The organism is Streptomyces sp. WP-1, assembly GCF_030450125.1.
Lineage (GTDB): Bacteria > Actinomycetota > Actinomycetes > Streptomycetales > Streptomycetaceae > Streptomyces > Streptomyces incarnatus.
This window is the reverse complement of sequence record NZ_CP123923.1, coordinates 574,720-593,892: the sequence shown is the minus strand read 5'-3', so window position 1 is coordinate 593,892 and position 19,173 is coordinate 574,720. Positions and strand designations below refer to the sequence as shown.

The 19,173-nt window shown below is 74.0% G+C and carries 18 protein-coding genes and 1 pseudogene; 9 read left to right on the top strand and 10 right to left on the bottom strand.

Annotated features, from left to right (window positions below; genetic code table 11):
• Positions 1-572: 572 nt before the first annotated feature.
• Together QHG49_RS02220 and QHG49_RS02215 are read left to right on the top strand one after the other, a co-directional pair.
• Entirely contained in the window at positions 573-1,307 is a 735-nt protein-coding gene (locus QHG49_RS02220; protein WP_301487070.1) for an acetate uptake transporter, read from the top strand.
• Between the two features lie 176 nt (positions 1,308-1,483).
• Positions 1,484-2,221 carry a hypothetical protein gene (locus tag QHG49_RS02215; protein ID WP_301487069.1) on the top strand — a complete coding sequence of 246 codons (738 nt, stop codon included), beginning with the start codon at positions 1,484-1,486 and terminating at the stop codon, positions 2,219-2,221.
• A 91-nt stretch (positions 2,222-2,312) separates the two neighbouring features.
• On the opposite strand, the gene QHG49_RS02210 is transcribed toward QHG49_RS02215, so the two are convergent.
• Positions 2,313-2,669: a GNAT family N-acetyltransferase gene (locus QHG49_RS02210; RefSeq protein ID WP_301492669.1), complete on the bottom strand. Its 357-nt coding sequence runs from the start codon at positions 2,667-2,669 to the stop codon at positions 2,313-2,315.
• A 280-nt stretch (positions 2,670-2,949) separates the two neighbouring features.
• Here QHG49_RS02210 and QHG49_RS02205 point away from each other — a divergent pair, with 280 nt between their 5' ends.
• Both QHG49_RS02205 and katG read left to right on the top strand, forming a co-directional pair.
• Entirely contained in the window at positions 2,950-3,387 is a 438-nt protein-coding gene (locus QHG49_RS02205) for a Fur family transcriptional regulator (RefSeq protein ID WP_301487068.1), read from the top strand.
• Between the two features lie 33 nt (positions 3,388-3,420).
• Positions 3,421-5,649: a catalase/peroxidase HPI gene (gene katG / locus QHG49_RS02200; protein ID WP_145486766.1), complete on the top strand. Its 2,229-nt coding sequence runs from the start codon at positions 3,421-3,423 to the stop codon at positions 5,647-5,649.
• A 173-nt stretch (positions 5,650-5,822) separates the two neighbouring features.
• Here katG and QHG49_RS02195 read toward each other — a convergent pair whose 3' ends face one another.
• A complete protein-coding gene (locus QHG49_RS02195; RefSeq protein WP_159698180.1) occupies positions 5,823-6,389 on the bottom strand; it encodes a heme-binding protein in 567 nt (188 codons plus the stop codon).
• Between the two features lie 219 nt (positions 6,390-6,608).
• Between QHG49_RS02195 and QHG49_RS02190 the strand changes: the two genes are divergently transcribed.
• Together QHG49_RS02190 and QHG49_RS02185 are read left to right on the top strand one after the other, a co-directional pair.
• On the top strand, positions 6,609-7,793 hold the full coding sequence (locus QHG49_RS02190) for a sensor histidine kinase (RefSeq protein WP_301487067.1): 1,185 nt from the start codon (positions 6,609-6,611) through the stop codon (positions 7,791-7,793).
• Positions 7,790-8,422 carry a response regulator transcription factor gene (locus QHG49_RS02185; RefSeq protein WP_301487066.1) on the top strand — a complete coding sequence of 211 codons (633 nt, stop codon included), beginning with the start codon at positions 7,790-7,792 and terminating at the stop codon, positions 8,420-8,422. Before QHG49_RS02190 ends, QHG49_RS02185 begins: the two co-directional genes overlap by 4 nt.
• A gap of 31 nt (positions 8,423-8,453) precedes the next feature.
• Here the strand turns inward: QHG49_RS02185 and QHG49_RS02180 are convergent, their stop codons facing one another.
• A complete protein-coding gene (locus QHG49_RS02180) occupies positions 8,454-9,401 on the bottom strand; it encodes a serine hydrolase (protein WP_301487065.1) in 948 nt (315 codons plus the stop codon).
• On the bottom strand, positions 9,398-10,369 hold the full coding sequence (locus QHG49_RS02175) for a LysR family transcriptional regulator (RefSeq protein ID WP_301487064.1): 972 nt from the start codon (positions 10,367-10,369) through the stop codon (positions 9,398-9,400). The genes QHG49_RS02180 and QHG49_RS02175 overlap by 4 nt, the downstream gene beginning before the upstream one ends.
• A gap of 127 nt (positions 10,370-10,496) precedes the next feature.
• Here QHG49_RS02175 and bla point away from each other — a divergent pair, with 127 nt between their 5' ends.
• Positions 10,497-11,426 (top strand): class A beta-lactamase, encoded by a 930-nt coding sequence (gene bla, locus QHG49_RS02170; RefSeq protein ID WP_159698171.1) that lies wholly within the window; start codon positions 10,497-10,499, stop codon positions 11,424-11,426.
• Between the two features lie 90 nt (positions 11,427-11,516).
• Here bla and QHG49_RS02165 read toward each other — a convergent pair whose 3' ends face one another.
• Both QHG49_RS02165 and QHG49_RS02160 read right to left on the bottom strand, forming a co-directional pair.
• Entirely contained in the window at positions 11,517-11,867 is a 351-nt protein-coding gene (locus tag QHG49_RS02165) for a metalloregulator ArsR/SmtB family transcription factor (RefSeq protein ID WP_145486771.1), read from the bottom strand.
• Between the two features lie 151 nt (positions 11,868-12,018).
• On the bottom strand, positions 12,019-12,411 hold the full coding sequence (locus tag QHG49_RS02160; protein WP_159698168.1) for a VOC family protein: 393 nt from the start codon (positions 12,409-12,411) through the stop codon (positions 12,019-12,021).
• A 451-nt stretch (positions 12,412-12,862) separates the two neighbouring features.
• Here QHG49_RS02160 and QHG49_RS02155 point away from each other — a divergent pair, with 451 nt between their 5' ends.
• A complete protein-coding gene (locus QHG49_RS02155) occupies positions 12,863-13,555 on the top strand; it encodes a pyridoxamine 5'-phosphate oxidase family protein (RefSeq protein WP_145486773.1) in 693 nt (230 codons plus the stop codon).
• 132 nt (positions 13,556-13,687) lie between these two features.
• On the opposite strand, the gene QHG49_RS02150 is transcribed toward QHG49_RS02155, so the two are convergent.
• Complete coding sequence (locus QHG49_RS02150; protein ID WP_301487063.1) at positions 13,688-14,323, bottom strand: CBS domain-containing protein; 636 nt, start codon at positions 14,321-14,323, stop codon at positions 13,688-13,690.
• A gap of 523 nt (positions 14,324-14,846) precedes the next feature.
• Here QHG49_RS02150 and QHG49_RS02145 point away from each other — a divergent pair.
• On the top strand, positions 14,847-15,725 hold the full coding sequence (locus QHG49_RS02145) for a universal stress protein (RefSeq protein WP_145486774.1): 879 nt from the start codon (positions 14,847-14,849) through the stop codon (positions 15,723-15,725).
• 23 nt (positions 15,726-15,748) lie between these two features.
• Here QHG49_RS02145 and QHG49_RS02140 read toward each other — a convergent pair.
• The 3 genes and pseudogenes from QHG49_RS02140 to QHG49_RS02130 form a co-directional block, all read right to left on the bottom strand.
• Positions 15,749-15,843 (bottom strand): annotated as a pseudogene (locus QHG49_RS02140).
• Positions 15,844-15,947: 104 nt separating this feature from the next.
• On the bottom strand, positions 15,948-17,522 hold the full coding sequence (locus QHG49_RS02135) for an amidohydrolase (protein WP_301487062.1): 1,575 nt from the start codon (positions 17,520-17,522) through the stop codon (positions 15,948-15,950).
• 49 nt (positions 17,523-17,571) lie between these two features.
• Positions 17,572-19,068, bottom strand: a complete 1,497-nt coding sequence (locus tag QHG49_RS02130) for an APC family permease (protein WP_301487061.1) — start codon at positions 19,066-19,068, stop codon at positions 17,572-17,574.
• Between the last annotated feature and the right edge of the window lie 105 nt (positions 19,069-19,173).

The window sequence follows — 19,173 nt, the reverse complement described above, 5'->3', positions numbered from 1 at the left end:
GATTCGGCCCGGCCGTCGTATCCCTCGCCCCACTCGTCGAACCCGTCGAACCCGTCGAACCGAACGAGTCCGTCGAACCCAACGAACCCGTCGCATTCGGCGACGGAGGCGGAGGTGGTGAAGCCGAAGCCGCCGCGGCCGGGCCGCCCGACAGCAGCAGAGCGGTCGCGCAGACGGCGAGGTGACGTAAGCCCGGGATCCTACGCACCATCAGTTCCCTTCGGAGCACGGGTACATGACGGCTCACCCTAGGCCCGGGGCCGACGCGGCGGAAGAACGCACCACGGCACCACGCGGCCCCGCCGAGCCGCGTAGTGACGGTCGCGTCGGCGGACCCCCTGATCCGGACCCGCTCCGGCCCCGCCCGGCCGGCGAGGTGGGGCGGCATCAGCGGCGAAGCCATGCGAGCCGCAAATGCTATGAAGTCGGGTAAATGGGTACATTCTGTACAGGTGTATCTACGTGGCACGCGAGTGTCACAGCCCGCCTCGGGGGCACTGACCAGCATGTTTGCGGGCTCGGCGAGCAAGGGCCTCCGGCCCTGCTGACCATTGGTCGAAGGGATGCCGGTTATGAACGAGGACACGAGGAGCCCGTACCCGGAGCAGCCGCCGCCCGGGGCGGTCCCGCCCAGGGCGGCCGCGCCCGAGGCGGCCGCGCCCGAGGCGGCCGCGCCCGAGGCGGCCCCGCGCGCGGCGGCCTGGGCCGATCCCGCCCCTCTGGGCCTGGCCGGCTTCGCCCTCACGACTCTGCTGCTGTCGATCATCAACACCAATCTCCTGAAGGAGACCGCCGGTATCCTGCCGGTCCTGGGCCTCGCCCTGTTCTACGGCGGCCTCGCCCAGTTCGCCGCGGGACTCATGGAGTTCCGCCGGGGCAACACCTTCGGTGCGACGGCGTTCGTCTCCTTCGCCGCCTTCTGGCTGTCCTACTGGTGGATCGCGCCGCGCGTGGCGCTCGCCGGTGACGCCCACAACGCGCTGGGCCTGTTCCTGCTCGGCTGGGCGATCTTCACCGCCTACATGACCATCGGCGCCCTGCGGGTCAGCCTTCCGGTGCTCGCGGTGTTCGTCCTGCTGACGCTGACCTTCCTGTTCCTGGCCATCGGGTCGTTCCAGGGCGGCGCCGGGCACGCCATGACCGAGGTGGGCGGCTGGTTCGGCATCCTCACGGGGCTCGCCGCCTGGTACGCGTCGGCGGCCGGTGTCATCAACGCGGCGCACGGGCGCACCGTGGTGCCGCTCGGCTCGCTTCCGGGCCGGACCGAGCCGGGCGAACGGGTGCGTCACGACGAGCGATCCGTCTGACGGGGGAGGCGTGAGGCCGTACCGCTCATCGGCGTGACCGTCGTACCGCTCATCGGCGTGACCGTCGTACCGGTCATGGCGTCGTCCCAGCCCCCGGCCCTGCCGTCCCGGCGCCACCGGCGCCCACCCCCGTGCCGACGCACCCGCGCACCCCCGCGCCCGCGACAATGTGCGGCATGAGCGAGGACATGGACGACGCCGACGGACGCCTGGCCAGGATCGAACGGCTCCTCCAGAGCGGGGAGCGCGAACTGGAGCCGGCGTGGCGGCGGGCGACCCGGGGTGAGACGCGATGGGCCGTGACCACCGTCATGCTGGCGGCGGTCGCCCTGCAACTGGTCCTGCCGCACCGGCTCGTGCTGCTGCGTCCGGTCTGGGCCCTGCCGGTGCTGGAACTGGTCCTGCTGGCCGCCCTGGTGGCGGGCAACCCCCGGCGGGTGGAGCCCAGCACGGTGTGGTGGCGATGGCTGGGGCTGCTCCTGATCGGTGTCATCAGCCTGGCCAACGGCTGGTCGGCGGCCCAGCTCGTATGGGACCTGGTGCACGGCATCGGAGGGCAGGACGCGGTGCCGCTGCTGCGGGCCGGCGCGGTCATCTGGTTCACCAATGTCATCGTCTTCGCGCTCTGGTACTGGGAGTCGGACCGCGGCGGCCCGATGGCGCGGGTGCGCGGGCAGCAGCAGTACGCCGACTTCCTGTTCGTCCAGATGCAGAGCCCCGACATGGCGCCCCCGGACTGGGAGCCGGAGTTCCTCGACTACCTGTACCTCTCGTTCACCAACGCCACCGCCTTCAGCCCGACCGATGTGATGCCCCTGTCCAGGTGGGCCAAGATGCTGATGATGCTCCAGTCGTCGGTGTCCCTGGTGACCGTCGGCCTCGTGGTGGCCCGCGCCGTCAACGTCCTCAGGTAGCGGACGGAGTCCTCAGGCGGCGGGTGGGCGGACAGGGCGACCGGCCTCGGCGGGCTCCGGGACGGAGGCCGGCCGGGCGTGCGTCTCGACGTCATGGCGCACCCCGTCGTACTCCGGCTTCTGCCGTCGCAGGCCCTCCACCGCGAACCCGGCCGCACCGGCGACCCGGCAGCACCCGGTTGTCGACGCGATGGCCGAGTTCGAGGCGGGAGGGTCCGGCGTCGTCGAAGGCCCGGCGGGCCAGGGACCGGCAGGCCGCGGAGGCCGCCCCGCGTCCCCGGGCCGCCCTGGTGGTCCAGTAGGACAGCCAGCCCGTCGAGTGACGCCGGTCGATCGCGCTCACGGCCACATGGCCGAGGACGGTGCCTCTCCCGTCCACGACGGCGAACGCGAAGGCCGTCCCCGCCCGCCACCGCGCCTCCTGCCCGTTCTGCCCCGTCGACGGCATGGCGAAGGCGCCGAGGAAGAGCCCCGGTGCCGGATGGTTCCCTCTCACCCGATCGGTGGACGGTTCGACTCGCGTCGGCCGGGGAGAGACGGGTGGGGCGCGTGATCCGTGCGTGCCCCGGCGTGGCGTCCGACCGACGGCGCCCGGCGGGCGGCGCAAAGCCGCGCAGCCGTGAACGCGGAGGTGAACGCCGTACATCGGCGCGTACACCGGCGCACGACCAGAATTGCATCGTTCGTTTTCTTGAATCCTTCGTGTTTGTGAGAGTAGGTTCGCCCCCATGACCGCCTCCCCGACTCCGACCACCGCCGAGGAGCTCCGCGGTGCCGGCCTGCGCGTGACGGCGGCTCGCGTCGCGCTGCTGGAGACCGTCCGGGACGGCGACCACCTCGGTGTCGAGGCGATCGCCTCCGGGGTCCGTGACCGCGTAGGCCATATATCCCTGCAAGCCGTCTACGAGGCTCTGCACGCGCTCACCGCGGCGGGACTCGTGCGCCGCATCGAGCCGGCCGGTCATCCGGCCCGGTTCGAGGGGCGCGTCGGCGACAACCACCACCACCTCGTGTGCCGGTCGTGCGGGGCCGTCGCCGACGTCGACTGCGCCGCCGGGGAAGCGCCCTGCCTGACCGCCGCCGACGACCGGGGCTTCGCCATCGACGAAGCCGAGGTCGTCTATTGGGGCGTGTGCCCCGACTGTTCCACCGGCCGCAGTTCCTGAGCACCTGGTTCCGCTTAGTTCGGAAGGATTGCCATGACTGAGAACCACGACGCGATCGTCACAGACGCGAAGGCGGAGGAGGGGAGCGGCGGCTGCCCCGTCGTTCACGACCGGGCCCTGCACCCGACCCAGGGCGGCGGCAACCGCCAGTGGTGGCCGGAGCGGCTCAACCTGAAGATCCTCGCCAAGAACCCGCCCGCGGCCAACCCGCTGGGTGAGGAATTCGACTACGCGGCGGCCTTCCGGAGCCTCGACCTCCCGGCGGTGAAACGGGACATCGAAGAGGTGCTCACCACCTCCCAGGACTGGTGGCCCGCCGACTTCGGCCACTACGGCGGTCTGATCATCCGTATGGCCTGGCATGCCGCCGGCACCTACCGCATCAGCGACGGCCGCGGCGGCGCCGGCCACGGCCAGCAGCGCTTCGCCCCGCTGAACAGCTGGCCCGACAACGCCAACCTGGACAAGGCCCGCCGCCTGCTGTGGCCGGTGAAGAAGAAGTACGGCCAGAAGATCTCCTGGGGCGACCTGATGGTCCTCGCGGGCAATGTGGCCCTGGAGTCCATGGGCTTCGAGACCTTCGGCTTCGGCGGCGGCCGCCAGGACGTCTGGGAGCCGGAGGAGGACGTCTACTGGGGCCCCGAGACCACCTGGCTCGACGACCGCCGCTACACCGGCGACCGCGAGCTGGAGAACCCGCTCGGCGCCGTCCAGATGGGCCTCATCTACGTCAACCCCGAGGGCCCCAACGGCAACCCGGACCCGCTGGCCGCGGCCCGCGACATCCGTGAGACGTTCGGCCGCATGGCGATGAACGACGAGGAGACCGTCGCCCTGATCGCCGGCGGCCACACCTTCGGCAAGACCCACGGCGCCGGCCCCGCCGACCACGTCGGCCTCGACCCCGAGGCCGCCGGCCTGGACGAGCAGGGCCTGGGCTGGCGCAGCACCTACGCCAGTGGCAAGGGCAGGGATGCCATCACTTCCGGCCTGGAGGTCACCTGGACCTCGACGCCGACCCGCTGGAGCAACGGCTTCTTCGACAACCTGTTCCGCTACGAGTGGGAGCTGACCGAGTCCCCGGCCGGCGCCAAGCAGTGGGTCGCCAAGGACGCCGAGCCCACGATCCCCGACCCGCAGGACCCGGCCAAGAAGCGTCTGCCCACGATGCTCACCACGGACCTCTCCCTGCGCTTCGACCCGATCTACGAGCCGATCTCCCGTCGTTTCCACGAGAACCCGCAGGAGTTCGCCGACGCCTTCGCCCGCGCCTGGTACAAGCTCACCCACCGCGACATGGGCCCGAAGTCCCTCTACCTCGGCCCCGAGGTCCCCGAGGAGACCCTGATCTGGCAGGACCCGCTGCCGGAGCGCGAGGGCGAGCCGATCGACGACGCGGACATCGCGGCCCTGAAGAGCAAGCTGCTCGACTCCGGGCTGAGCGTCGGCCAGTTGGTCACCACCGCGTGGGCCTCCGCGTCCACCTTCCGCGGCAGCGACAAGCGCGGCGGCGCCAACGGCGCCCGTATCCGCCTCGCGCCGCAGCGCGGCTGGGAGGTCAACCAGCCCGACGAGCTGGCCCAGGTGCTGCGCACCCTGGAGGGCATCCAGCAGGACTTCAACGCCTCCTCCGGCGCCAAGAAGGTCTCGCTGGCCGACCTCATCGTCCTCGGCGGTGTCGCCGGGGTCGAGAAGGCGGCCAAGGAGGGCGGCTTCGAGGTCCGGGTGCCGTTCACGCCGGGCCGGGTGGACGCCCGTGAGGAGCACACCGACTCCGAGTCCTTCGAGGCGCTGGAGCCGACCGCGGACGGCTTCCGCAACTACCTCGGCAAGGGCAACCGGCTGCCGGCCGAGTACCTGCTGCTCGACCGCGCCAACCTGCTCACCCTCAGCGCCCCCGAGCTGACCGTCCTCATCGGCGGCCTGCGCGTGCTCGGCGCCAACCACGCCCAGGCCCAGCAGCAGGGCGTCCTCACCAGGACGCCGGGCGTCCTCACCAACGACTTCTTCGTCAACCTGCTCGACATGGGCACGACCTGGAAGTCGACCTCCGAGGACCAGACCACCTTCGAGGGCCGCGACGCCGTGACGGGCGAGCTGAAGTGGGCCGGCAGCCGTGCCGACCTCGTCTTCGGCTCCAACTCCGAACTGCGCGCCCTCGCCGAGGTCTACGCGAGCGACGACGCGAAGGAGAAGTTCGTCAAGGACTTCGTCGCCGCCTGGGACAAGGTCATGAACCTGGACCGGTTCGACCTGGCCTGATCCGCCGGCACCATGTCCGGGCCGCCCCTTGGCGGGCGGCCCGGACATCGTCGCCTCATCAGCACGGTGGGAATGCGTGCGTGGGGAACGAGCGGTTACGACGCCCCCGGCGCGTCCCGGCGCGTCCCGGCGCGTCCCGGCGCGTCCCGGCGCGTCCCGGCGCGTCCCGGCCGTCAGCGGTCCAGCGCCGCCGCGCCCGCCCGGGCGTACTTCTCGTCCAGGTCGCCGGAGGGGGCGCCCGCGACGCCGATGCCCGCGACCGGGGCGCCCTTGACGGTCACCGGGGTGCCGCCCGCGAGGAACAGCGTCCCCGGAATGTCCTTCAGGGTCGGCGCCTGCGCCAGCCGTCCGGCCAGCTCCGAGGTGGGGGCGTTCCAGGACACCGCCGTGAACGCCTTGCGCCCGGCGGACTCGTACGACTGCGGGCCCGCGCCGTCCCCGCGCAGCGTGACCAGCGTGTCGCCGTCGCGGTCGACCACGGCCACGGACACCTGGCGGCCGTCCTTGACCGCGGCGTCCAGCGCGGCCCGCGCCGCCTTCTCCGCGGCCTTGACGGTGAGGTGCGTGCTCCGGGTGAGATCGCCGGGGCGGACCGCGGCGGGCGCGGCGGCCGGGGCGGCGCCGGCCGAATCGGCGGCATGGGCGGTGACGGTGCCGACGACACCCGCGCCCACGACGGCCAGGGCGGCACCGCCCACGAGGACACGGGTACGGCGGGACGGCTTCCTGCGGCTGGACATGACGGGCAACCTTCCGGTGGCGGTGGGGCCGCGGCCGAGACGCGGCCGGGCCGAGACGCGATCGCCTCGGTACCGATCCTCGGCCCGCCCTCCGCCGTCTCCCGTCGACGGACCGGTGGTCCCCGGGGTCATCCGATCGGATGACCCCGCCCGCTCGGGGCCGGGGAACAATGGACCTTGTTCGCCCAGTTCAGCGCGGTGACACGGGAGGTGGTGGCGATGCCGGAACCCGCACCGGACGACCCCCGCGCCCTCACGATCGTCATGCACACCGCGTTCTTCGTACTGCTGGGCGCGTCGCTCGCCCGCTATCTCGCCCGGCACGGCGAAGGCCCCCACACCCCCTGGATCGTCGCCCTCACCGCGCTGCTCGCCGTGCTCTACGTCCTCGGCCCCGCCCTCGGCACCCGTCCCACCCCGCGCCGTCTGACCTGGCTCGGCCTGGTCGTGGCGGCCTGGGCGCTACTGGTCGTCCTGGCCCCGAGCTTCGCCTGGTGCGCGGTCCCGCTCTTCTACACCGGCCTGCGCACTCTGCCGCCGCGCGCCGCGATCCCGCTGGTCGGGCTGCTGACCGCGCTCGCGGTGGCCGCCCAGCTCGAACTCGCCGGCTGGCCCGACCCGAACGTGCTGCTCGCCCCGCCGGCCGTGGCCGCCGTCGCCGCCACCGTCTACGTCGTCATGCACCGCCAGGCCGCCCGGCAGAGCGCCCTCATCGACGACCTGGTCCGCACCCGGCGCGAACTCGCCGCCACCGAGCGCCGCGAGGGCACCCTCGCCGAACGCGAACGGCTCGCCCGGGAGATCCACGACACCCTCGCCCAGGGCCTGTCCAGCCAGCGCATGCTGCTCCAGGCCGCCGACCGGCTCTGGGACACCGCGCCCGGCACCGCCCACGAGCACGTCCGCACCGCCGCGCTGATCGCCGAGCGCAGCCTCGCCGAGGCCCGCCGCTTCGTGCACGATCTGACTCCGGCCGACCTCGCCGAGGGCGGCGGCCTGCCGCAGGCTCTGCGCGCGGTCGCCGCCCGCGAGACGACACCCGGACTCACCGTCCGCGTGCACACCGAGGGCACCCCGCCCGAACGGCTGCCCGCGCCCGTCGAGTCCGCCCTGCTGCGCATCGCCCAGGGCGCCCTCGCCAACGTCCGCGAACACGCGGACGCCACGACCGCCACCCTCACCCTGACCTGCCTGGACGACCAGATCGTCCTGGACGTCATGGACGACGGCCGGGGCTTCGACCCCGCCGAAGCCGGTCGCGACGCCACCGCGAGCGCGGGCCGGGGCCACGGTCTGCCCGCCGTCCGCGCCCGGCTGCGCCAGCTCGGCGGCACCCTCACCATCGAGTCGGCGCCCGGCGCGGGCACGGCCCTGTCGGCGGCGATCCCCCTGGAGCGACCATGACCGAACGCCCCGTACGCATCCTGGTCTGCGACGACCACGCCGTCGTACGCGCCGGACTGCTCGCCCTGTTGCGCAGCGCCCCGGACATCGAGGTCGTCGGCGAGGCCGGCGGCGGCGAGGAGGCCCTGGCGCTGGCCCGCAGGACCGCGCCGGACGTCGTCCTGATGGATCTCCAGCTCGGCGCGGGCATCGACGGCGTCGAGACCACCCGGCGGCTGCGCGCCACGAGTCCCGCGCCGCACGTCCTCGTGCTCACCACGTACGACACGGACGCCGACGTCACCCGGGCCGTCGAGGCGGGCGCCACCGGCTATCTGCTCAAGGCCGAACGCGCCGAGGACCTGTTCACCGCGATCCACGCCGCCGCCCAGGGCCGCCCCGCCCTCTCGCCCCCGGTCGCCGACCGGGTCATGTCCCGGCTGCGCAACCCGCGCCCCGCCCTCACCCCGCGCGAACGCGACATCCTCGCCCAGCTCGCCCAGGGCCTGCCCAACCACGCCATCGCCCGCGCCCTGTTCATCAGCGAGGCCACGGTGAAGACGCATCTGCGGCGCATCTACGACAAGCTCGGCGTGGACACGCGCGCGGGCGCGGTCGGGGTGGCGAAGGAGCAGCGGCTGCTGTCCTGACCGGCACATCGACGCGGCGGCCCCGGCCCGTTCAGCGGCGCAGTGCCTCGAAGGCGTCCCGGGCCGCCGTGCCCATCGCCAGCTCGATGTCCGGGGCGAGACCGGCCCGCCGGTCCGCGCGGGTGAGCGCGGCCATGGCCACCCGGTCGCCGGACTCCGCCTCCACCACGCCGATCTCGTGCCGCAGATGCAGGAACGTGCCCGTCTTCCCGCTCCACCGCAGCGAGTCCGCGCGCAGCTCGCACGCGAGACGCTGGGTGAAGACCTGGAAGCCCATCAGCCGCCGCAGCTCGGCCGTCGCCCCGGACGCGGCGATCTCGTCGCACCACACCCGCCGCAGCAGGGCGACGAGGGCCGCCGCCGAGCCGGTGTTGGCGTGTGCCGGGTCCAGGGTCTCGATGGTCGGCAGGCCCGCCCGCTCGTCCCGTACGGCCAGCTCCAGCGCGAGCGAGAAGTCGTTGCCGGCGGCGCCGGCCGCGCACTCGTACATGTGGTTCATCCGGTGCCGCATCCGGATGCCGTCGCACCCCCATGCCCGCAGCCGCGTGTCCACCTCGGCCACCGGCACCAGGTCGAACAGCGCGTCCGCGGCGGCGTTGTCGCTCACCGACAGCATCAGCAGGAGCAGATCGCCGACCGCCACGGTGGCCGGGTGCCGGAATGCCGACAGGCCGGTGGAGCCGACGCTGCTCCCGGCCGGATCGACGGTCACCGGCCGCGCCGCGTCCAGTTCCCCGGCCGCGATCCGGTCCAGTACGACCAGGGCCAGCGGGACCTTCGCGACGGACGCGAGCGGCGTCGGCTCGTCGATGTCGAAGCCGAGTCGCGCACCCGTGTCCAGGTTCAGGGCGAGGAAGGAGCCGCGCACCCCGAGCGCGCGCCAGTTCGCCGCGGCCGCCTCGGCGACATCCAGCAGGGCACCGTCGTCGCCCACGCAGACGGGCCGGTTGCGGGTGCCGCCCGTCTCCACCGGGCTCATCCGCGGGCCGCCAGCCGGGAGGGGGCGTCACCGGCGGCCCGGAGGTCACCGGTGTCACCGTGCCGGGCCGACCCGACGGCCCCGACCGCCGTGGCCAGCAGCCGGGTCAGCCACGCCGGTACGTCCGGTGTGCCGCGCGGACCCGGTGGCGCGCTCACGTCGTACCCCCGGTGCAGGGCGGTGTCGCCCAGGGGTGCCCACCGGGCGTCGTACCGGCGTGCGTACGGCTCGGCGCACAGCAGCAGGGCGCGCCCGGCCAGGGTCTCGGTGAGCGCGTCGGCCGCCGGGCCGGCCGGCCCGATCCGCCCCTCGGGCAGCCCGGCGCGCGCGACGGCCCGGGCGAACCGGTCCTCGAAGCAGGGGACCTGGTCCTCGGCCAGGACGAGGATCGGCGGCGGGGACGCGGGCGGTTCGCCGGTACGGCGGCGACGCGGCCGTAGCTCTTCGAGGTGCAGGGTGCGCGGCGCCTCACGGGTGTCGGCCGGTGCGGAGGCCAGCCCCAACGGCACCCGGAGGGCGGCGCGTTCGGGTACGACGCGGACGAGCGCGTAGGCGAGCGAGCCGTCGGCCAGGCCCGACTCCCGCTCCAGGGGCGGCAGTTCACGCATGCCGAGGGTGATCCCGCGCTCGGTGCCGGCGTGCAGGGCGCGGGCCAGGGCGGCGGGGGCGCAGTCCGCGGGCACGCCGACGGCACGCACCCGCGCGTGCCGCGCCGAGTGGGCGGCCTGCCGCAGCCGCTGGGCGCGGTCCAGGACGTCGCGGGCGTAGGGGAGGAGCAGCACGCCCAGCTCGGTGGTGGCGACCTGGCGCCGGGAACGGTCGAACAGCGGACCGCCGAAGTGGCCCTCCAGTGTCTTGATCCGTCGGCTGAGCAACGGCTGCGCGATGCCGAGCCGGTCGGCCGCCCGGGAGAAGCTCATCTCGTCGGCGGTCGCCACGTACGCCTCCAGATGCGCGAGTAGATCCATCCTGTAGTCATATCAATAAGGCATGAGATGTGCACGGTTCACTCTTGGACATGAGCGTCCTCGTGCTGTTTCGCTGTTTCCCACGGATCACCCCGCCCGACAGGGCATGACCTGGGAGGACTTCACCATGACCGCTTCCGGACCGCTCGCACGCCGTGGCCTGTTGAAGGCAGGCATCGCGCTCACCTCCGTGGCCGCCGCGGCCTCCACCGGCCGTGCCGCCGCCGCCCCGGCGGGCCCGGCCGCACCGGCCGCCCCGGTCTCCGGCGAGCTGGCCGATCTGGAGCGGCGCTACGGCGCCCGGCTCGGCGTGTACGCGCGCAATGTGCGCACCGGGCGGGTGCTCGCCCACCGGGCGGGCGAACGGTTCGCGATGTGCTCGGTGTTCAAGGCGTTCGCGGCGGCCGCCGTGCTGCGTGACGAGGCGCGCTGCGCGCCGATGGACAAGGTGATCCACTACCCGCCGCACGACCTGCTGCCCAACTCGCCCCGCACGGAGGAGAACCAGGCCACCGGCATGGCCATGGCCGATGTGTGCGCGGCGGCGATCCAGTACAGCGACAACGCGGCCGGCAATCTGCTGCTGCGCCGGCTGGACGGGCCGGGCGGCCTCACCCGGTTCTTCCGCTCGCTCGGCGACGAGGTGAGCCGGCTCGACCGGTGGGAGCCCGAGCTGAACACGGCGATCCCCGGGGACCCGCGCGACACCACGAGCCCCGAGGCCCTCGCCACGAGCATCGAGCGGCTGGCCCTCGGCCGGGCCCTGGCCGCCCCCGACCGCGAGCGGTTCGTCGGCTGGCTGAAGGGCAACACCACCAGCGGCGCGCGGTTCCGCGCCGGACTGCCCGCGGGCTGGACCATCGCCGACAAGACCGGGACCGGCGACTACGCCAGCGCCAATGACCTCGGCGTCGCCTGGACCACCCGGCGCACCCCCGTCGTACTGGCCGTCCTGTCGACCAAGGAGGGCAAGAACGACAAGGACGCCCCCGTCGACGAGGCACTCATCGCGGAGGCGGCCCGCATCGCCGCGCGGACGGTGGCGCCCGGGGAGTGAGACCCGGAGGGGCCGGGCGACGCGGCCGGGGCCGGACCCACCGGGATCAGGGCCGCCCGGGCGATGCGGCCGAGGCCCGACCCACCGGGGTCAGGCCCGCCCCGGCTGCTCCCCCTGCGCCGCCTGGAGGTCGGCGAGCAGCTCCGCCTGTTCCGCGAGGACCCCGGACAGGATCGTCCGCGCCACCCGCAGCAGTTCGGCCACATGCGGGCTGGTGAGGGAGTAGTAGACGTTCGAGCCTTCCTTGCGGGTCTTGACCAGGTTGGCGCGGCGCAGCACGGCCAGCTGCTGGGAGAGGTGGGCGGGTTCGATGCCCACCTCGGGCAGCATCTCGGCGACCGCGTGCTCGCGTTCGCTGAGCAGTTCCAGCACGCGGATACGCGCGGGATGGCCGAGCGTCTTGAAGAACTCGGCCTTCAGCTGGTACAGCGGCTTGCTCACCGGACCGTCGTCCCTTCACCGGTCCGGCGACCCGCCCCCTGCGGCCCGGTCTCGGCCCGTCCCATCGACCCATACGTCAACACCATGGGGACCATCCTCACCCGCGGGCCCCGCAGGGACCGAATCGGCCCCCAGGACACCCCGCTGGCGCTTACGCGGTCGGCCAGCCGCCGTAGGGCACGGTGAGCAGTTCCATGGCGTGTCCCACCGGATCCATGAAGTACACGCCCTTGCCGCCGTCGTTGCGGTTGATGGTGCCGGGCTGCTTCTGGTGCGGATCGGCGTAGTGCTCTATGCCGCGCTCGGTGATGCGGGCGTACGCGGCGTCGAACTCCTCCTCGGAGACCAGGAACGCGTAGTGCTGCGGGGTGATCCTGTCCTCGGGGACGGTGGCGAAGTCCAGCGTGACGCCGTTGCCCAGGGCGACGGCCACGAACGGGCCCCACTCCCCGGCGATGTCCAGGCCCACTATCTCGGTGAAGAAGCGGGCGGATTCCCGGTTGTCCCGGGCATGGACGATGGTGTGATTCAGATCGACCGACAAAGAATGCCTCCAGAGGCATCTCCCGGCACCTCCATGCCTCACCCGGCCGGTGACCGGCACGCGATGCCGCCGTCCAGTGTAGTCAGCCGTTCGGCGCAGCGGAGCGGGCAGGACGCGAACCCGCGCGGGCCCCGAAGGGCCCGGCCGCGAGCCGTGCGCGCCGCCCCCGACACACCACTGCGGGCAGGGCCGTTCGGCCCAAGGCGGACGGGGCGGGGCGGGCCTAGGGTTTCTGATCGTGCGACGTCGTGTCCGGCCCCCGGTGGGGGGAGGCCGGACACGACGGTCTCCGGATGCCCCGGCGCAGCCGAGTGGTAGCCCGGGTGCCCCGGTGGTAGACGTGGTACGAGCCAGGGCCCCGGCCGCCCGAGGGGCGAACACGCGGCCCCGGGGGCGGACGCGGACACCGTGCGCACCGGTAGTCCGGGAACCCGGCGAGGAGTGAGCGAGCATGGCAGAACGCCCCACACCTGGGCACGGCGCGCCGGAGCCGCAGGACGGGCCCGCGCGGGGCGACCTCGGACGCCGGCTCCAGCGGCGCCGGTCGGAACTCGGTCTCAGCCGGGAAGAGGTGGCCGAACGCGCCGGCATGGCCGAGGCGTATGTCGCCCATCTGGAGCAGCACAGCACCGCCGCGCCCGACTCCGGCACCCTGCTGAGGCTCGCCGGGGCGCTGCGCACCAGCCCCCAGGAACTCGGCGGCGGATACTCCGGGCTGCCGTCCGGGCTGGGACAGGCCGCCCGCAGTCCCCGGACGGGCGAACTCGACGAACAGGAGTGCAGGGAGCTGCTGTCGACGCACGGCGTCGGAAGGTTCTCCCGCAGCACCGAGGGCGCGCCCGTCGTCCTCCCGGTGAACTACACCGTCGTGGACGGCGCGATCGTGTTCCGGACCCGTGAGGGCTCGGTGATCAGCCAGGGCCTCGACCGCGAGGTGGCCTTCGAGGTGGACCGGGTGGACGACGCGTTGAGCGAGGGCTGGAGCGTGCTGGTGCGCGGGACCGCCCGCGTGGTGGACGATCCCGTCGAGGCGGAGCGGCTGGCCGGGCGCGCGTACAGCACCCCGTGGGCCGGCGGGGACCGCGATCTGTGGGTGCGGATCGAGCCCACGGCGTACACGGGCCGTCGTATCGAAGCGGGATGAGAGCGGAAGGGGGGCGGCACCCGCGGGTGCCGCCCCCCTTCCGCGCGACGGGGCCCGCCTCTCCGCGCGACGGGGCCCGCCTCTCCGCGCGACGGGGCCCGCCTCGCGTTGACGAGCCCCGCCGTACGAGGGTCACCCCGGGCGAGCCATCCCCTCGGGGGTCACCGTCGGCACCAGGTTGACCACGCCGACGACCCCGTCCAGCCGCCAGGCCGCGAAGCCGGCGCGGGCGATGGCGCCGCGCAGTTCCGCGCCGCCCGCGAGGGTGACGATGCCGTCCCGCACGGACACGGTGACGGCCTCCGGCGGCAGCCCCAGCTCGCCCGACACGATCTCCTCGGACACCTGGCGGCGGATCTCGTCGTCTCCGCGCAGAAAGACCCGGAGCAGGTCACGGCGGGTGACGATGCCGATCAGCCGGTCCTCCTCGTCCACCACGGGCAGGCGCTCCACACCACGCCGCTCCATCAGCCGGGCGGCGTCCGGGACCCGCTGCTCGGGGTGGACGGTGACGGCGGGTGTCGACATCAGCTCACGTGCCGGTGACTCCCGTACGGGCTCGCCGGGGGCCTGCGCCTGCCGGTCGGCCCGTTCGCGGACCAGATCGGAGACCGAGACGACGCCGAGCACCTTGTCGTCGTGGTCGATCACCGGCAGCCCGCCGATCCCGTACCGGTCCAGCAGCCGGGTCACGGCCGCGGACGACATGGTCTCCGACGCGGTGACGACATCGCCGGTCATCACCTCGCCGATCGTGCTCTGGATCACGGCTCTTCCTCCTTCAGGGTGGGCGGGCCTTTTGCGCCGGGCGGCGGTGGATCCCCCGCCTTCGTGAGCCCGCTCGACGCCCCGGCCACGCGCGTCCCCGCTGTCCGTTTCGAGCCGGTACCACCAGCGTGCCGCGTCCCGCGCCCTGGGCCGAGGGCCGGGCGCCCCCGTGAACGGGACCTTTGGTCCCGTCCCCGGGCCCCTTCCGGCTCCGCCGGGGTGGGCGGAGCCGGAAGGGGCCCGGCCGTATCGCCGACGTGCTCGGGCTCGCGCGCGGACGGCACCCGGCCGTGCGTGCGCCGCGTACCGGGCCTGCGTATGTCGCGTACCGGGTGTGCGCCGCGCCGGTCGGGGGCCGGGCGGCTCGTCCGCGTCGGCGGGCTGCTTCTCCAGGGGGCGCCCGGCCCCAAGGACGACCCGGACGGCCCACGGGCGCGAGTCCCCTTCAAGGGGCACGCTTGTCGTACGGGAGAGCGCTCGGTGGACGGCGGGAAGCGTCGGGTCGGATCCGGAGGGACACGTCATGGCTGGTCGTATCGCGGTGGGAGTCGACGGGTCCCCGCAGAGTGTCGCCGCCGCTCACTGGGCCGCGCAGGAGGCGGTGCGCCGGGGCGCCGAGCTGGTCGTGGCGCACGCGTGGGTCGCCGATGTGCGGCCGGCGCCGCCGGTGACCCGGGACAGCACGGAACGCGGCTGGGCGGAGCGGGTGCTGCGGGAGGCGGTCGACAGCGTGCGCGCGGCGCATCCGACGCTGGCCGTGACCGGCAGGCTGATCGCCGAGTCGCCCGTGACCGCGCTGCTGTCCGTGGCCGCGGAGACGGACACGCTGGTGGTGGGCACGCTCGGGCTCGGCCGGGCCGCCGGGGTCCTCGTCGGCTCGGTCTCGCTGCGGGTCGCGGGCCGCGCCCCCTGCCCGGTGGTGCTGGTGCGGGCGGGCCGCAGCGCCGCCGACGAGCATCTGCCGACCGCTCCCGGACTCGCGCCGGACGAGATCCCGAGCATCCCGTACCGCGCCGTCGTGCTCGGCCTGGACGTCGACAGCGCGTGCGACGAGCCGATCGGGTTCGCCTTCGAGGCCGCCCGGCGCCGCCGCACCGAGCTGCGTGTGTGCCATGTCCACGAGGCGGACGGCGGTTCCGGTCCCGAGGGGGCGGTCGCCGCCGAGCACGCCGTCATCGCGCTGCTGCGGCCCTGGCACGAGAAGTACCCGGACGTGTCCGTCGCCACGACCGTCACCGAGGGCCGGGCAGGGGACGAACTCGTACGGGCCACGGACGGCGCCGGACTGGTCGTGGTGGGGCGCCGGATCAGCGGCAGCAGGCTCGGCGAACGCCTCGGCCAGGTCGCCCACGCGGTGGTCCAGCACGCCGAGTGCCCGGTCGCGGTCGTCCCGCACGACTGAGTACGGCGGAGAGCCGTATCGAGCGGAGAGGGCAGGATTCGAACCTGCGCGGGCCCCGAAGGGCCCGACCGTGAGCTGTGCTCGCTGGTCCCCGATAAACCACTCCGGGCACCTCTCCCTGTCGTTCCTGTGACCGGTTCCGGTTCTCCGTCCCGCTCACAGGAACAACAGTGCCAGGAGGCGCTGACCGCCCGCTGACGCACGGCTGACCCCGGGCGACCGTCAGCGGGCGGACCGGTGCGTCACCCGCCCGCCCGTCACTGTCAACGCCACCGGCGCGTCGACGAGTTCGTCGACGGACGCGCGCACGGGGTCCACGCCCAGCGCGGTGAGGTCGGCGCGGAACCCGGGCGCGACACGTCCGGCGATCCCCGGCTCGCCCGCCGCGGCGGCCGCGTGGCTGGTGCAGCCCTCCAGGGCCTGCAACGCGGTCAGGCCCTCGTGGCGCGCGGCGGCGCCCCGGGGGCGGCGGGCGGTCGCCAGCACGGCACGGGCGTCGAAGTGCGCGATGGGCCAGTCCGAGCCGAGCGCGACGGTGGCGCCCGCGTCCCGCAGATCCCGCAACCGCCAGGCACGGGCGGCCCGTTCACCCCCCAGGCGGCGGGACCACTCGTCGCTGCCGTCGTCCCGGGTGTACCCGGTGTGCGGCGGCTGCATGGAGGCCGCTACACCCAACTCCGCGAAACGGGGCAGGAGTTCGTCCGGTGCGGTCTCGATGTGTTCGATCCGGTGCGCCCCGCGCCCGCTCGGCCCGAGCGACGCCACGGTGTCCAGTACATGCCGTACGGCGGCGTCCCCGATGGCGTGGGTGGCGGTGCGCACCCCGGCCGCGTGCAGGGTGCGGACGGCCTCGGCGTAGGCCTGCGGGTCCGGCCAGAACGCGGCCGTGCCCTGCCCGTGGCAGTCGGGATGCTCCAGCCACGCCGTGCCGCCCTCCACGGTGCCGTCCATGAAGAACTTCACCCCGCCGACCAGCCAGTGCCGCCCGCCGCGCCCCTGGAGCGCGACCAGCTCACGCAGCGCCTCCGCGTCCGCGCCCGGCATGCACCAGGGCGCGAACCGCAGCCGCACCGGCAGCACCGTCTCCCGTGCCACCGCCGCCACCAGCTCCAGGTCACCGCCGTCCATCACATGGGCGCCGGTCAGCCCCGTGGCGGCCATCGCGGACAGCAACTCCACGAGCCGCGACCGGCGTTCGGCGTCCGAGGGGCGGGGCGCGACGGCCGTCACCAGGTCCATCGCGGCATGTTCAACCAGATGCCCGGTGGGCCGGCCCGAGGCGTCGCACACGATTTCCGCGCGCTGGTCGAAGGAGCGGGGCCCGGACACCCCGGCGGCGGCCAGGGCGGCGGCGTTGGCGAGGGCGGAGTGGCCGTCGTACAGGCGCAGCAGGGCGGGGGAATCGCCGAGGACGTCGGCCACCAGGTCGTGGTGGATCGGGCGGCCCCCGAAGGCGTTGTGATCCAGGCTGTGCCCGAGCACCCAGCCACCGATCCGCCCGGTGGCCGCCAACTCGGCGCGCAGCCCGGTCAGATCGCGTACGCCCGACAGGTCCACGCCGGTCGCCATCTCCAGGCCCCACACCGGATGGCTGTGGGCGTCGACCAGGCCGGGCACCAGATGCGCCCCGCCCAGCTCGACCACCTCGGTGCCGGGGCCGCGCCAGTCCCGTACGTCGGCCGCCTCCCCGACCGCGGTGATCACCCCCGCGCGCACTGCGACCGCCGTGGCGGCGGGACGGTCGGGGTCGAGGGTGCGCACCTGGGCACCGGTGAGGACGAGATCGGCGGCAGGCATGCCAGGAACTCCTCTGCGAAGGGGGGTGATTCGGCTTTGTGAACGGGGGTCATACGGCGGACTCGGTCGGCACCGTGGGTTCGGTCGGCGTCGCGGGCTCGGCGGCGAAAGACGCGTACACCTCCGGTCGGCTGCGCCGCAGCCACCACGCGAGCGGCAGCCCGAGCAGGAAGGCGACCGGCGCCGCGAGCACCAGCAGGGTGTTCACGGCGGACGAGGCGCCGGTGAACAGGTCGATGTGCCCCACCACCAGGACGAGCGCGGTCGCGAGCAGCACCGTGGCGAGGACCGGCGCCACCACGGTCCGCAGGCTCCCCTCGCCGTGCCGCACCCGCCGGAAGTAGCAGGGCACCGCGAGCGCGGCGAGCAGCTGGAGCAGCATCAGGCCGATCATCCCCGGGGTGTTCACCCACAACAGCAGCTGCTGGTAGGGATCGGCGTGCGTGGCCCAGAAGGCGAGGACGACCACCGCGCCGAGCACGGTCTGGGCGGTACCGGCCATGTACGGGGAGCGGTGGCGCGGGTGGATCCGGCCGAGCCGGCGGGGCAGCACGCCCTCCTCCGCCAGCGCGAGCGCGTAGCGGTTGATGGCGTTGTGGAAGGCGAGGAGGGAGGCGAGGACGCTGGTGACGATGAAGACGTGCATCAGGTCCGCGGCCCAGCCGCCCACGTAGGTGGTGATCGCGGTGAAGAACAGCCCGGCCGGATCCTTCCCGGCGGCGCGCACCACCTGGTCGTCGCCGAACGCCTGGACGGCGATCCACACCACGAACGCGTAGAACAGGCCGAGGAATCCGACGGCCAGATAGGTGGCGCGGGGCACGGTGCGCCCCGGGTCGCGGGCCTCGCGGCGGTAGATGACGGTCGACTCGAAACCGGTGAACGCGGCGAACGCGAAGGCGAGTACGGCGGCCGTGCCGGGCACGAACACATGCGAGGGCGCGAGGGAGGCCAGGGACAGCCCGTGCGCGCCGCCCTCCAGCAGCACCCCGCCGGCCAGCAGCACGAGTATCCCCGTCTCGGCGACCAGCAGGACGCCGAGCAGCTTGGCGCCGAAGTCGATGGAGCGGAAGCCGCCGTAGCCGATGAGCAGCAGCCCGGCCAGCGAGACGGGCAGCCAGGGGACGTCGGCGCCGAACAGGGCGTGCAGGGTGTCGCGGGAGGCGGAGGCGAGCAGGCCGTAGACGCCGATCTCCATGCCGTTGTAGCCGAGCAGCGCGAGCAGGGCGGCGCCGACACCCGCCGGGCGGCCGAGGCCCCGGGTGATGAAGGCGTAGAAGGCGCCGCCGCCGGTGACATGGCGGCTCATGGTGGTGAAGCCGACGGCGAAGACGGCGAGGGTCAGCCCGGCGAGGAGATAGCCGACCGGGGCGCCTATGCCGCCCAGCAGGATCGCGAGCGGCGCGACCCCGGCCATGACGGTCAGGGGCGCGGCGGCGGAGACGACGAAGAAGGCGATGTCGGCCGTGCCGAGGGAGCCGGGGCGGAGGGTGGCCGCGGCGGACGGCGCCTTCTCCTCGGGCAGTTCGGAGGTGGTGACGGGCATACGGGGGAGCCCTTCTGGCGGCGGAGGGGAGGGGGTCCCGGAGACGGGCGGGCGCGGTCGCGGCGGCCCGGGGGAAGGGCCCGCGCGAACGCTCCCGGGCGTACG